The organism is Alteromonas sp. CNT1-28, assembly GCF_022348345.1.
Lineage (GTDB): Bacteria > Pseudomonadota > Gammaproteobacteria > Enterobacterales > Alteromonadaceae > Alteromonas > Alteromonas macleodii.
The window spans coordinates 170,637-184,925 of sequence record NZ_JAKREZ010000002.1 but is presented as its reverse complement, the minus strand read 5'-3'; the positions used below and the strand labels follow the sequence as shown (position 1 = coordinate 184,925).

Genomic DNA, 14,289 nt, shown 5'->3' with positions numbered 1-14,289 from the left:
CTTATCTCACTACTCGTCTTGCATTAACCAGCCCTTCACTACTTGGGCTGATAACTCAGGTTCATTGGCCACAAGGGCACGTACGGCTTTAAGTACATCTTCATCTTTGTGCAGGTCAGGCAGCATGAGTGAACCATCTGGCGCAAAGCCTACCTGTCCTTCGTCAAAGTCAGACGTTAACATGCTAATGGTGTCATCGCCTAAATCTAAGCCCTCGTCTGCATCAAACTCATCGGCGTCGTTCGACTCATCTGGGTTGATAAGACGACGCAGCATAGGCCGAATTACAAAGATAATAAGTACTATTATAACCAAGCCACCTACAACTAGCTTAAGAATTGGCAGAAATCCAGGCTGCTCCCACAAAGGCGCATCTTCAATTTCACCAGCATCCATGCGAGTAAAGGGAACGCTAACAACCTCTAATGAATCACCGCGGGTAACGTCAAAGCCAATGCCGCCCTGCAATAGTCTGCGAATATTTAAAATTTCTTCTTGTTTGCGAGGCGTTGGCGTCATGGCGCCGTCTTCACCCGCAACTTGGGTGTAGTCTACGGCAACCGACACACTTAATCTGCGGATAACCCCTGTCTGTTTCTTGGTATGACTGATAGTGGTATCAAGTTCGTAGTTGCGTGTTGATTCTTTCGCTGTGCGGCCAGGCATAGTTTGCTGACTACCGCCCACAGCATTTTCTGGAATATTAGAATCTAACGGAGGCTGATTAGACAGTGCACCAGGAATACCGCCAACACCGCCACCTACGCTGTTTTCTTCCATTATCATTTCACTGCGAACCGCAGGTAAATCAGGATTGTAGCTACGCTGTGTTTGTTCCATAGCTGTAAAGTCCATGGTAACGTCAGCTTGTGCTGTGTAGTTACCTATGCCCAATACAGGAATCAGTATCGCGTCAATTTTTTCTAAGTACTCTTGCTCACGCTGGCGCTCAATCTCGTATTCTTTTCTGGCACGAGCACTCATAGAATCTTGAGAGCCTGAGTTAAGCAGACGACCATTGCTGTCTGTTACGGTTACCTTAGACGGCTCCATGTTTTGCACTGCAGACGCAACGATATCGACAACAGCATCAACCTCTTCACCTGCAATAACGGCACCGCGCTTAGCCGTTAGCACAACGGTTGCCGACGCTTTCTTCTCTCTTCGCGCAAATACGTTCTCTTTAGGCATAGCTAACAAGACACGGGCTTTTTGAATACTCGCGATATCTTCGATGGTAGCCGCGATTTGTTGCTCGCGGGCGTGTTTTAGACGTTCCATCTCAACACGCTGGCTCACACCAAACCCCATATCCTGCATAATGATATCGGTACCGGCATCAGAGGCCTTTGTTAACCCTTGGCGGGTCATGCCTAAACGGATGTTTTGGAATTCGTCACTTCTTACGTAAACAATATTGCCTTCAAGCTTATAGTCGATTTGGTTCGCATCCATATAATCGAGGGTTTCAATAAGCTCTTGGGTTTCCATTTTCGCAAGTGGACGGTAATCAGGTTCTTGCGACCAGATAAGAATAAAAATAGCGATGGCGACGCAGATTACCAAAACAACCACAAGGGCCATTTGGCGCATCATATCTGCGCTACCTAAAGTGTCCATAAAACCAGATTTGTTTTCTGGCTCATTGTCCACTGATTGATTTTGATCAGGAACCGTAAGGTTTGTACCTGTAGCTTCAGCCATAACCTACTCCACCTACACCGGCATATTCATTATTGTTTTATAGGCTTCAAGTACTTTGTTACGTACTTGAACAGTGGCTTCAAAAGCAATGCCCGCCTTTTCTTTCGTCAGCATAACTTGAGCTAGGCTTAAGTTAGGGTCGCCCATTTCAAAACGCTGCTGCGCATCTTTAGATTCGAGCTGCATGCCGTTTACACCATCTACCGCATTCTTTAGCATGGTCGAGAAATCACTTGCCGAGCTATTAACTTCACTAAGCGGCTGCTGTTGAGGCTCATTAACTTGAAGACGAGTTTGCCCAATCATGTTCTGCATTTCTTGATACAAACTATTGGCTTTAACGTCCATAACCACTCCTAGTGCTTTTTCGAGACCGCCTGAACATCGGCGTATAACTTATTTATAGAGGGGATTTAGCAAAGGGCTTGCCAACTTTAAAAATCCATACATATCAATAAGATAAATAAAAAATAAGAGGGTTAGCCAAATTTATGGCGTTTGACTTAGTGTGAGCAACAAAAAACCGCCGCCTTCTTTACTACGGAGGCGACGGATAAGGACGAGGAAACCGAAAGTGTAGAAAGCGACCTTATGCGGGCACTTCAATACCGTCTTCGCGCATGCGCGCTAATTTGTAACGAAGGGTTCTTGGACTAATGCCGAGCTTTTCTGCCACATCTTTACGCTTGCCGTTACACGACACCAATGTATCGAGGATAATTTGGTGTTCTTGGTAACGAAGCTCAGACCCTAACCTATTTTCTTCAACATGCTCTTGCAGTGTTTCAACAGGTGCCGTCATGTCTTCGTCAATCATTAAATCGCTGGCGTCGATTTCATTGTGTTCACATAAAATAAGCGCCCGTTGAACCACGTTTTCTAGTTCGCGAACGTTCCCTGGCCAGCTGTATTGCGACAGCTTATTGCGTGCTGCTGCGCTTAACCTGATAGTACCCAGCCCTTGAGAACTAGCGTGACGCTGAACCAGGTGTTCGGCAAGAGGGACAATATCACCCGGACGTTCCGAAAGTGGGCGCCACTCGATAGGGAATACATTTAAGCGATAGTACAAATCTTCTCTGAACTCTCCCGCATCCACTGCTTTTCTCAAATCTCGGTTACTTGTAGCAATAACACGGACGTTGAGCTTAACCGTTTTACGTCCGCCAAGACGCTCTACTTCCCGCTCTTGTAACACGCGCAGCAGTTTAGCTTGAAGCGCCAAATCCATCTCGGTTATTTCATCAAGTAACAGCGTACCGTCTTGGGCTTGTTCAAATTTACCCGGGCAAGCTTGGATTGCGCCGGTGAACGCACCTTTTTCGTAACCAAACAAGGTCGCTTCTAGCATGTTCTCTGGTATGGCTGCACAGTTGATGGCGACAAATGGCGCATCACTTCGCGGCGACTGATCGTGAATATAGCGAGACAGCACTTCTTTACCCGAACCGCTTGGTCCCATTACCATCACAGTGGCGTCGGACTTCGCGACTTTGCGAGAAAGCTCAAGTAACTTCAAGCTTGAAGGGTCAGCAACAATAGGCGTGCGTGACTCTATTTTTTGAGCCGGCGCGTAGCGTCCCACTAAATTAAGCAGTACTTCTGGGGCAAACGGTTTTGATAGATAGTCTGTAGCGCCATCGCGCATTGCCTGCACGGCATCATCAATAGTGGCATAGGCTGTCATCAATAGCACCGGCATATTGGGGTACTTAGTTTTGATACTTTTAAGTAGCGTTAAACCGCTCATTTCGCCCATTTGAATATCGCTTACCACTAAATCGACGGAGCGCGAAGACAGCACCATTAACGCTTCTTCAGCACAGTCAGCGGCAACAACTTCATAGTTACCTAACAGAAGGGTGTCTAGGAGTGCTTCGCGTAATCCTGCGTCATCTTCAACAATTAAAATGGTAGTTTTAGACATTATTCTCTCCTATGACCTACGCAACATGAGTCAATGTTTGTGAAGATTGAGCGTTCACCACACACGGCAAAGACACACTAAAGCACGCCCCACCTTCTGGCATATTTGATACGCTAAGCAAACCGTTGTGGGCGTTTACGACGGATTTAACAACCGCAAGGCCAAGGCCCGTGCCATGAGTTTTAGTTGTGAAAAACGGTTCAAAAATTTTGTTTTTGAGTTTATCCGGTACGCCAGGACCTTTATCTATAATGGCCACATGCAAACGTTCACCAGACACTGCAGTTTCTACGTGCACGCACTCCCCTTTCGGAGTAACTTGGCTCGCGTTGTGAACAAGGTTTAATAACGCGCCTTGAAGCGCTGTAAGATTACCGGTAATAGATACGTTTTTATCAAAGCCGCTAAAAGTGAGCGTTTGCTGTGCTTGAGCCGTCATGGTTTGGGCACTGCCTTCAATTGAAGTAAACAACTCTCCCAAGCTAATTTGGCTGACCACTTGTTCTTCCCCTGACTTAGCGAAAAGCAGCATGTCGTTAACCTGACTCTCTAGCTCTTTAAGCCTGTCAGTTAGCTTGTTTGCAAATTGAGTTTGCGCTTCTTGTCCCAAGCCTTTGCGCGTTAAATTAGACGCATAGAGCATGGCCGCAGAAAGAGGCGTACGAATTTGGTGAGCAAGGGATGCCACCATTTTTCCGAGAGAAGACAGGCGCTGCATATGACTCACGCGTGCTTGCAGCTGCCGCGTTTCGGTTAAGTCGGTAATAACAATTAATTGCCCAGGCTCATTTTCTAATGGCGTGATAGAAAGCTTCACTCGGCGACCGTCAACAAGTGAGACTTCGTGGCCGTCGTCAGCGCGAGGCTTGAATGAGCGCGTGATAATACTTCGCCACACTTCCTCTTCCAGCGGTTCACCTAACAGTGCTTTCGCTTGTTCATTGGCTTGGCGTACGATCCCTTTGCCGTCTATAACGATAACGCCCGCAGGCATTACCTGAAGTAAGTGTTCAAGTCGACTCGCCTGCAACCGTAAAGACGAAATATCGTCACTGCTTGAGGGGTCGTATTCATCACGAGATATCGCATTATCAATACTTTCTAACGCATAGCTTGATGCTGAGTACTCAGTTGATTGTGGTGTGCTGTCAAAAGCCATATTACCCTCGTCAAATTGCAGACGCTGTTAAACTATGACTTAGATAAAGCAGAAGATGTGCCAATTCATCATTGACTTATTTTTCAGTTAGATAGGATGAAATTATAGAGGAAGGCGCAACGTCAATTACCTGACATTACGCTTCTTCAGTACGTTGAATATCGTACTTCCGCATTTTCTCGACAAGCGTTGTTCTGCGCATACCAAGTTTGTCGGCAGCTCGAGCCACCACCCAATCTTGATTGTCTAACGCCTGTCGAATGAGGTTTACTTCCAACTCAGAAAGGTACTCTTTGAGATTAACCCCCTCCTCAGGTAAAGATGAAGAAACCATTCCGTTCAAACCCTCATGGCTTTGCTCGTTAAGATCTTCTTCAGGCTCTTGCGCGGCCGCTTCAGCAAAGAGTGCATTGAATGCTTCACGCTCAAGAATTTCTTCGGGATAATCAGGCTCGTAAGCCTGTATATCACCGTATTGATATTTCTCAGGTAAATCGGCGATATCAACGATTTGACCAGGATAAAGAATAGTTAAGCGTTCAACCAAGTTAGACAGCTCACGAACGTTGCCCGCCCATTCGTGCTCCATTAACGAGGCGATCGCTTGCTCGGTAAAGCGCACACCTTCCACCCCATCACCTTGGATACGACTATTTAGCTCTTGGAGCAGTAAGGGGATATCGTCTTTTCTTTGTCTAAGTGCAGGGCTATCAATTGGGAACACGTTGAGTCGGTAATACAAGTCCTCACGGAACTTGTCTTCACTGATCATGGTTTCCAAATTGCGGTGCGTCGCAGCGATAATGCGTACGTTACACTGAAGGGGCTTGTTGCCGCCTACGCGCTCAAAGGTACGCTCTTGCAACACGCGCAATAATTTAACCTGCATCTGAAGCGGCATATCGCCGATTTCATCCAAAAACAACGTACCGCCTTCCGCTAACTCAAAACGGCCTTTACGCGCGCTGATTGCGCCAGTAAACGCCCCTTTTTCGTGACCAAATAGCTCGCTTTCTAGCAGCTCGCCAGGAATGGCACCGCAATTTACCGGAATAAATGGCCCGTCTTTGCGTTCAGATAAGAAGTGAACATTACGTGCAACGACCTCTTTACCTGTTCCAGACTCACCTAGAATCAAGACAGTGGCATCAGTTGGAGCAACCTGTTCAACTAATCGACGAACTATTTGTATTTGTTCGCTTTTACCAATAAGGCTTCTAAACAGTCGCGTCTTTGTTCCCGATGTACGAGACAAGCTCGGTTTGCGCCTTGAGTATTCTTGGCAACGATGGATAGCTTGGGTCAAAACGGGATAGGTTAATGGCGTTGCAATAACGCTAACGAGATTACAACCTGCTGATGCTTGGCTATTATTTTCAACCAATGCTACAAATGGTATGTGAGGAAACTTCTCAACCAGTCCGCTGACTATGGCTGGCGATATGTGCTCAATAAGAACAGCATCAGCCCCACTATCTTGCAAATACCGTTCGCAATCACTAAAGCCTCGCGATTGACACGATTCTCCCATGAAGGTAACGATAGTTTCCAAGTTTTGAATAAGTTCCTGGTTGTCACTAACCAGCAAAATGTTCTTCATCAATTCCCCGAGAACGCTTTGTTATTATTTACAGTTTAGCGCATTTATAAATTGTAACGACAAAAGATCGGAGCGCAACCGCTGTTTTCGGAAATGTATCAATAAAAAAAGCAGGTTACCCTGCTTCTTTCGAATAATTTTAGCAAAATTAATTCATGTTGGTTTAACTCAACAGTGATAAAACCTGACTTTGCTGCTGATTCGCTTGCGCTTGAACGGTTAGCGCCGCCTGACCAAGCACATCGTTTGACGCCTGCTGTGACACAGCTTGAGCAAAATCAAGATCTTGAATGCGGCTACGCGCTTCAGCGGTGTTCACGTTAGCTTGAGTAAGAGAACGCGCCGCACTTTCGAAACGGTTTTGGGTAGCACCTAAATCGCCTCGCGCGTTACCGAGCGTTTCAATTGCAGCATCAGTTGCACCTAGCGCATCTTCAATGCTGGTTCCCGACGTAATATCGATAGCCAGTACATCGTTTAATTGAGCAGCAACATCCTGTGTGTTGACGCTTATTGATTGGCCCGCACTTGAACCTGATTGGAATTCAAGTGAGCCATTTTCAGATAATAACGGCTTGCCAGCAAAATTCGTCTGCTCAATGGTTTGGGAGATATTCTCTTGTAGCTGTGTTATTTCAGATTGGATAGCACGGCGATCGCCACTGCTTAAAACACCATTACCAGATTGTAAGGTAAGTTCGCGAATGCGGTTTACATCGTCATTGATGCTGCCTAAACCACCCTCTGCCACCTGCGCCACCGAAATTCCGTCGTAAACGTTATTAATAGCCTGGCGGTTGCCTTCTACTTCTGAAGTTAACCGGTCGATGATTTGCTGGGCCGCTGCGCCGTCAGTTGCATCGTTAATTTTCTTACCACTGGCAAGCTTCTCAAACAGGTTATTTTGCTTTTCTTGGATTTGACCAATAAGCGAGTTACCTGAATCGGAACCTATTTTAATCATGAGGCTACCCTATTAAACTTTCACTTAATATAGTGTAGTAAATAGACAGAAGAATAACGAGTGACTGTTTTTTTTAAAGAGTATGAAAATGAATACCCAACGGCTCAACGGTATCGTTACTGTTGAGTATTTCACTTTTTATTTAAGGAAGACTCGTTAAAAACTAATGGTTTATGGCATTGTTGCCGACACATGATATATTTAAACGATAATCATAAAAATCGTGGGCGATCTATGTTTGACGGCAAGTCTATATTGATAACAGGTGGTACAGGTTCGTTCGGTCATAAATACACCGAAAATTTGTTATCACGCTATAACCCCAAGCGCTTAATTATCTATTCGCGTGACGAGCTAAAACAGTTCGAAATGCAGCAGAAATTTAATGCTCCCTGCATGCGCTACTTTATCGGTGATGTGCGAGATAAAGACCGCCTTACGCGCGCAATGCAAGGGGTAGACTACGTTATCCATGCTGCCGCCATGAAACAAGTTCCGGCTGCTGAATATAATCCCACGGAGTGCATCCGCACTAATATCGATGGCGCTGAAAACGTTATAAACGCAGCTATTGATAATTCGGTAAGCAAAGTTATCGCGCTGTCGACCGACAAAGCAGCTAACCCCGTTAATTTGTACGGTGCGACTAAGCTCGCTTCCGATAAGCTGTTTGTTGCAGCAAATAATATGGTTGGCGCGGGCAGACCTCGATTTTCTGTAGTGAGATACGGGAATGTAGTGGGCTCTAGAGGCTCGGTTGTTCCGTTTTTCAATAAGCTCATTGAAGAAGGCACTGACCATATTCCGGTTACGCATAAAGATATGACGCGATTTTGGATAACACTTCAGCAGGGCGTCGACTTTGTTTTGAAGAATTTCGAGCGCATGATGGGTGGCGAAATATTTGTGCCCAAAATACCGTCAATTAGAATTACCGATTTAGCCGAAGCCATGGCACCAGGTGTACCAATTAAGATAGTGGGTATTCGACCTGGCGAGAAACTTCACGAAATGATGTGCCCTGGCGACATGGCCTTTCACACTTTCGAATATGACGATCACTTTGTCATTGCACCATCCATCAAGTTCTTCCACAGGAGTAATAACTTTACTTCAAACGGACTGGAGGAAGTAGGTAAGCCAGTTTCAGATGGTTTCGAATATGTATCTGATACAAATCCACATTTTCTCACGGTAGAGGAAATAGTTTCCTGTAATAAGGATGCGGATAAGTGATCCCATACGGACGTCAGTCGATTGATGAAGATGACATTAACACCGTCGTTAATTCACTAAAATCCAACTGGCTAACGCAAGGCCCAGCCGTACCAGCATTTGAAGAAGCTCTGACTCTGCAAAGCGGTGCTAAGCATGCTGTAGCGGTTAACAGCGCTACGTCAGCACTGCACCTTGCTTGCCTTGCTCTTGGAGTAGAGAAAAACGATACGGTATGGACCAGCCCCAACTCCTTCGTTGCCTCTGCGAATTGTGCACTTTACTGCGGTGCCGAGGTAGACTTTGTTGATGTAGAGCCCACAACAGGCAATATGGATGTAAGTGCATTAGCCGCAAAGTTAGCGCAGGCTAAAGAGCATGGGACCCTTCCCAAAGCTGTCATTCCCGTGCATTTCGCAGGTCAGTCATGCGACATGAAAGCTATTGCGGCGCTCGCTGAAAAATATCACTTTCGTATTATCGAAGATGCTTCTCACGCTATTGGCGCGAAATACCGCGATCAGCCAGTTGGAAGCTGTCAGTATTCAGACATTACGGTTTTCAGTTTTCACCCCGTTAAGATAATCACTACGATGGAAGGCGGCGCGGCGTTAACCAACAACAGCGAGTTAGCTCGAAAAATTCAGCTGATGCGAAGCCACGGCGTTACGGCAGTTCAGGACGAAATGACAGAAGTTTCTCATGGACCTTGGTACTACCAACAGGTGCTATTGGGCTTTAACTACCGCATGAACGATGTAGAGGCTGCACTAGGCACAAGTCAGCTAACAAAACTGGCTCAATTCGTTGAGCAAAGAAACGTACTCGCGGCTTTTTATGACAATGCATTCGAACATCAAGCCAATATCACGCCTCTGGATGTAAAAAGTAACTGCTACAGTAGCTATCACTTGTACGTTGTAAGAGCCACAAGGTTGAACTCTGAAACGCATAAAATTGCTATAGAGACCTTGAGAGCGAAGGGAATTTTTGCTCACGTCCACTACATTCCCATTCACCTTCAGCCGTTTTATCAAAAATTAGGCTTCAAAAAAGGTGACTACCCGCATGCCGAACAATACTATCACCATGCTATTACGCTACCTCTTTACCCGTCATTAACGCAAGAAGAAGCGCAATACATAGTCGATACGACAATTGACGTTGTTAATCAATTATCGAGTTAACTTCAAGTTCTAATATAGGCTCGCCAATGTTGTAATGTTTAGACGCATCACGACTAAGAAGTGCGTCTAAATGTTGCGGAGCTAAGCCAAACCCAGTTCTAAGTGACTTAACATTATCGTGGGTAAAGGGCTGCCCTTTTTGAATGGGTGCACTGGCGTAAAGCGAACGACGTCTTAGCTTATCTTTTTCGCTTACCGCATAGGTGACTTTACCTAAAGTCTGCTCTACTTGGCGAACGCTTTCCACCATATCAGAAAATTCCCTAGGCTCCATCGAAAACGCTGAATCTGGCCCACCAAGCGATCTGTCTAAAATGAAGTGCTTCTCTATTACTCTAGCTCCCAATGCGGTAGCTGTTATGGGTACAATAGAGCCCATGGTATGGTCAGAAACACCTACAGTTACATCAAATCTAGCGCGCATATCGGCCATGGTTTTCAGATTAGCATCAGCAAGAGTGGAGGGATAATTCGAAGTGCATTTTAGTAGTGTTACCTGATGGTTGTTTTCCCTATGACAGGTTTCCAATGCTAAGGAAATATCCGCCTCTTGAGCAACTCCCGTAGAAATAATTATGGGTTTCCCCGTTTTTGCTACCGCCCTGATTAAAGGAATATCTGTGATTTCAAAGGAGGCTATTTTGTATAGGGGAACGTTCAGTTGCTCTAGAAATGCCACGCCATCTACATCAAATGGACTAGAAAAAAACACCAAGCCTAGCTCTTGAGCCACTTTCTGCAGTGGCTCGTGCCATTCGTAAGGCATAGACGCTTCTTTGTATAAATCCCACAAAGTACGCCCTTTCCACAGCCCTTCTTTGCGCTTTCCAAAAATGTCATTATCAACATTGATAGCTAGCGAATCTGCGGTGTATGTTTGTACTTTAACCGCATTGGCACCTGCTTTCGCCATCGCCTTTATCGTATCGACGGCCAAATCAAAATCGTTATTGTGATTGGCAGACAGCTCGGCAATGATGAAGACTTGGTCGTTAAATGGATACATCTGCTAAGACTTATTAAAATATACAAGCACGTCGTTAATAGACGTTAACTTATCGAGATCTTCATCTGGGACAGTAACGCCAGTCTTACCTTCAAGTTCAACAAATAGATTGAATAGATCTAAGCTATCTAACCCATACTCAGAAAATGCTTGTTCGCTGCCTAGGTTGCTTACATCAGTAGTCACACCAGAGTCAGTCATTGCTTGTTTTACATCTGCTTCAGTTAACATATTCTTCATTCCTCTTTAATAGGCATGTGGCCCACGAAAACCCGACCCCAAACCCGCTTAAAACGAGTCGCGCTGAGTTATCGTTAGACAAATAGTTTTTCAATATTAGGGGGATAGACGAAGAAACGGTGTTACCCGTATTTTCCAGTGCTTTAATAAACTTAGCTTCACTACCTTTGAAGCGTCTTGCTATGGCGTCAACAATAGCTAAGCTTCCTTGGTGTAAAATAAACGCGTCCACACTCTCTTCGGGCCAATCGTTCTTTTCTAATAACGTTTTTATTGCAGGAGCAACGTTCAACGAGGCAAAGTTAAAAACTTGCCTACCATTCATATAAAGCTCGCCTTGTTCAACCTTTAAATGTTCAGCGCCTTTTCCATCAGTACCAAATGAGCAGTCTGACACCACAAGCTGTGGATTTTCACCCATCCATGTGGCAGTAGCGGCGTCGCCGAACAGCATAGAGGTTGTTCTATTAGGCGTTGTAATTACTTTTGAATACGGATCAGCGGTTACCAATACACCATTCTTTTTGCCAGAAGCCGCTAAGAAGCCTTGTAAAATCGATAACCCATATACATACCCTGAGCACCCAAGTGAAACGTCAAACGCCGCAACATGAGTAGGTAGTGCTAACTTTTTATGAACTAATGCCGCACAGTGAGGCAAGCCTTGCCCGTCGGGGTTTTGTGTTACAACAATAAGGGCATCGATGTCTTCTTTGGCAAGATCAGACTCACACAGCAACGCATCAACCGCTTTTACCGCTATATCAGAGGTGTCATCACCTTGTTCTAACCTTGGCAAAAAGCGCGCGCCAAGCTTAGTCTCAACAAATGATGCCGACTCCTCGAAGGTCTCTGCTTGTTTGAAGTTATCGACACCTTCTTTCGGTATGTAACTTGAAATAGCTTTAATGCCTATCATGCTATTCTCCAACAATGAACTGTACGGTTCCAAAACGTTTTCCATCGATAACAACGTCGTTAATTGAAAACTTGTTTTGCATTATCCGCGTGGTTTTAATTGAAAGACTTTCATAACCTATCGGCAGTTCATCAAAAAAGTTAAGCTGCCCCACTAACCACTTGCCCGTCTTTAGACTAAAGAGTGTGTTATGGAGTTTTTTCGTCAAGGCAACCACTAGTTCTACAGTTGTGCAGTCGTTACGAAAAAAAGAAGTCGCCTGCTGCTCATCAGACATGACATCAGCACGTTGTACTAGTATATCTTCGTCAAATGGGTAGGATTCCTGTACTTGCCCTTCTGTCTCAACAATCACCCCTCGCGTTCTTTCTTGTGTGTTCTTATCAAGAAGCTCAACTGTACCAACAATGTTTTTTTCAACAACATCTTCGAGCTGCCCAAACAAAACCTCACACTGCCGATGAATCAATTGTTTAAACACGAGTTTGGTTACGATTTGATTTTCTTCACACACTCCAGTGCTAAACCACGTATAAAAATCGGTACTATGGAGGTAGTTTCTCGAGCCTTTAAATTTGAGCTGTGTTTTCATTATCGAATCCTCTTAGCCGGATTTCCCAACATGGTAGACTCAGGGGCAACGTCCTTAAAAATTGCTGCTCCTGCTGCCACTGTGCTGTACATTCCAACACGCACGCTGTCTCTCACAACGGAATTTGGCGCTATTTGTACACCTTCCTCAATGTGTGCATAGCCACACAGTGTTGAATTAGGGCCTATATCGACTAAATCATCAACCGCAACATCATGCCCTAAATTAGCATTAGCGCGAATAAAGCAGTTGTCACCCACTCTTGTACCGGGCTGAAGCACAGTATTTGCTGCAATGACAACACCGCAACCGAGTTTAACGTTAAAACCGATGTTCGCTGACGGATGTACCAGCGTAGCTAACCGGTGTTGTGGAATGTTGAGACGCTTAAACTTTTCTGCACGGGCTTTCATTTTTCCCACGGACAACAGTGCATAAACGAATAACGTATCTTCGTCTAAACTTTTCCATTCATGGGGCGCGCCCAAAACTGGCCATCGCTCTATATGTTCACCTGCAGGAATATTGTCATTCAAAAAGCCGACTAGCTCTAAAGGCTCGCCAATCTTTATTAGATCAAGCACGATTTGTGCGACAACCAAGCCGTTACCGCCACCACCTATAATCACTACCTTTTTCAACACATCCTGCCTTTATTTGATAATTTCATCTACCCACGGTTGATTGTGGTTGTATGCTTCCATAATCGATAACGCGCTTTGTGACATTGTTTTCAATGTATCTGGAGAGCATCGCAAATTCTCAAGCACATTGACAACGCGTTGTTGCATTTTTTCTAAGCGCTTCGACTCTGTGCTGTAGTCCCCAACATAGACCGCGGCCCCCTTTTCTTCTAATGCGATCGCTTGCGCAACTTGATTTTGTGCAATAGCGAGAACAAGGGTCGGTAGCGCCATTTTACAACGCTCCCAGGACATGGTGCCACCTCCACCAATTGCCAGGTCAGCCTGCGCCATTAATAATGAAACATTCGATGCTTGCACATGTAATTTAAAGCCGTGCTGATTACAAAATGCGTGTATTAGCGGCTTGAATGGGTGATGCTCTCCAATGATGACGTCAACGCTAACAGGTTCATCTAAGCTTATGCACCACTTTGCGAGCAGCTCGCAGATAAATAGAGTGGCATTGTCTTTATCCATTCCTCCAAAGCATACAAAAATGCGCTTTAGTGCTTGAGGCAATGTAGGGGGGGAAAATGCAAACTCTTCTCGCAACGGAAAATACTGGGGACCGATCATGAGCTTAGTATTATTTTGAATTTTTCCATCCCATTTTTTCTGAGCATCAAGCACTAAATTAGGGTCAATCAATACATCACATTTTAGTGTTCGGTCGGCCAGCCCATCAATAACGACAACTTTTGCATTTAGGGCTTCTTTTAACGCAATGTGCCACTGTGAAGTCAAAGAAAAATGATCTACAACAACAATAACGCGCTCGTTTAATGTTGTATGGTGCAATGCCGCTAATGACTCACGCGCATCATTGGATTCTGTTCCACCTAACCAATGAGCGTGAGGACACCAGTTTCCTGCGTATTCTTGAGCGTTGGAAGTCGGTAACTCGATTACCTTAAAATCTGCGCGTCTGATTTCATCTAAACAATGCCCCTTGTGAGGCTTTGAAATAAAGTATATTGAATTACCGCGCGCTCTTAATAGCTTTGCCAGTGTAAGGCAGCGCATAACATGGCCAGTTCCTATGTGTTCACCACTGTCTACGCGCACCAACGCTGTAATCGAGTTGTTCATT

The 14,289-nt window shown here is 45.1% G+C and carries 14 protein-coding genes; 2 read left to right on the top strand and 12 right to left on the bottom strand.

Going from position 1 to position 14,289, the window contains the following annotated elements; translation table 11 throughout:
• Positions 1-9: 9 nt before the first annotated feature.
• From fliF to MHN02_RS02490, 6 genes are all read right to left on the bottom strand, one after another.
• The gene (gene fliF / locus MHN02_RS02515) at positions 10-1,704 is read right to left on the bottom strand and encodes a flagellar basal-body MS-ring/collar protein FliF (protein WP_239244392.1); all 1,695 of its coding nucleotides are present in this window, start codon (positions 1,702-1,704) and stop codon (positions 10-12) included.
• 12 nt (positions 1,705-1,716) lie between these two features.
• Positions 1,717-2,052, bottom strand: coding sequence for a flagellar hook-basal body complex protein FliE (gene fliE, locus MHN02_RS02510; protein WP_014948630.1), 336 nt, complete (start codon positions 2,050-2,052; stop codon positions 1,717-1,719).
• 241 nt (positions 2,053-2,293) lie between these two features.
• Positions 2,294-3,631 (bottom strand): sigma-54 dependent transcriptional regulator, encoded by a 1,338-nt coding sequence (locus tag MHN02_RS02505; protein ID WP_039224852.1) that lies wholly within the window; start codon positions 3,629-3,631, stop codon positions 2,294-2,296.
• Between the two features lie 16 nt (positions 3,632-3,647).
• On the bottom strand, positions 3,648-4,790 hold the full coding sequence (locus MHN02_RS02500) for an ATP-binding protein (RefSeq protein ID WP_239244390.1): 1,143 nt from the start codon (positions 4,788-4,790) through the stop codon (positions 3,648-3,650).
• 136 nt (positions 4,791-4,926) lie between these two features.
• Positions 4,927-6,390, bottom strand: coding sequence for a sigma-54 dependent transcriptional regulator (locus MHN02_RS02495; protein ID WP_039224849.1), 1,464 nt, complete (start codon positions 6,388-6,390; stop codon positions 4,927-4,929).
• A gap of 163 nt (positions 6,391-6,553) precedes the next feature.
• Entirely contained in the window at positions 6,554-7,354 is an 801-nt protein-coding gene (locus MHN02_RS02490; RefSeq protein WP_239244388.1) for a flagellin, read from the bottom strand.
• Positions 7,355-7,588: 234 nt separating this feature from the next.
• Here MHN02_RS02490 and pseB point away from each other — a divergent pair, with 234 nt between their 5' ends.
• A complete protein-coding gene (gene pseB / locus MHN02_RS02485; protein ID WP_014975898.1) occupies positions 7,589-8,590 on the top strand; it encodes a UDP-N-acetylglucosamine 4,6-dehydratase (inverting) in 1,002 nt (333 codons plus the stop codon).
• Complete coding sequence (pseC, locus tag MHN02_RS02480; RefSeq protein ID WP_039224844.1) at positions 8,587-9,756, top strand: UDP-4-amino-4,6-dideoxy-N-acetyl-beta-L-altrosamine transaminase; 1,170 nt, start codon at positions 8,587-8,589, stop codon at positions 9,754-9,756. Before pseB ends, pseC begins: the two co-directional genes overlap by 4 nt.
• Here the strand turns inward: pseC and pseI are convergent.
• Genes pseI through pseG form a run of 6 tightly spaced genes read right to left on the bottom strand, consistent with a single transcriptional unit; the run spans position 9,737 to position 14,288 of the window.
• Entirely contained in the window at positions 9,737-10,762 is a 1,026-nt protein-coding gene (gene pseI, locus MHN02_RS02475; protein WP_014975896.1) for a pseudaminic acid synthase, read from the bottom strand. The genes pseC and pseI overlap by 20 nt on opposite strands.
• A gap of 3 nt (positions 10,763-10,765) precedes the next feature.
• Entirely contained in the window at positions 10,766-10,993 is a 228-nt protein-coding gene (locus tag MHN02_RS02470; RefSeq protein ID WP_014975895.1) for an acyl carrier protein, read from the bottom strand.
• Positions 10,983-11,921 carry a ketoacyl-ACP synthase III gene (locus MHN02_RS02465; RefSeq protein WP_014975894.1) on the bottom strand — a complete coding sequence of 313 codons (939 nt, stop codon included), beginning with the start codon at positions 11,919-11,921 and terminating at the stop codon, positions 10,983-10,985. Before MHN02_RS02465 ends, MHN02_RS02470 begins: the two co-directional genes overlap by 11 nt.
• Position 11,922: 1 nt before the next feature.
• Positions 11,923-12,513 (bottom strand): hypothetical protein, encoded by a 591-nt coding sequence (locus MHN02_RS02460; RefSeq protein ID WP_239244387.1) that lies wholly within the window; start codon positions 12,511-12,513, stop codon positions 11,923-11,925.
• A complete protein-coding gene (locus MHN02_RS02455) occupies positions 12,513-13,157 on the bottom strand; it encodes an acetyltransferase (protein ID WP_239244386.1) in 645 nt (214 codons plus the stop codon). Before MHN02_RS02455 ends, MHN02_RS02460 begins: the two co-directional genes overlap by 1 nt.
• A 9-nt stretch (positions 13,158-13,166) precedes the next feature.
• Positions 13,167-14,288 carry a UDP-2,4-diacetamido-2,4,6-trideoxy-beta-L-altropyranose hydrolase gene (gene pseG / locus MHN02_RS02450; RefSeq protein WP_239244385.1) on the bottom strand — a complete coding sequence of 374 codons (1,122 nt, stop codon included), beginning with the start codon at positions 14,286-14,288 and terminating at the stop codon, positions 13,167-13,169.
• Between the last annotated feature and the right edge of the window lies 1 nt (position 14,289).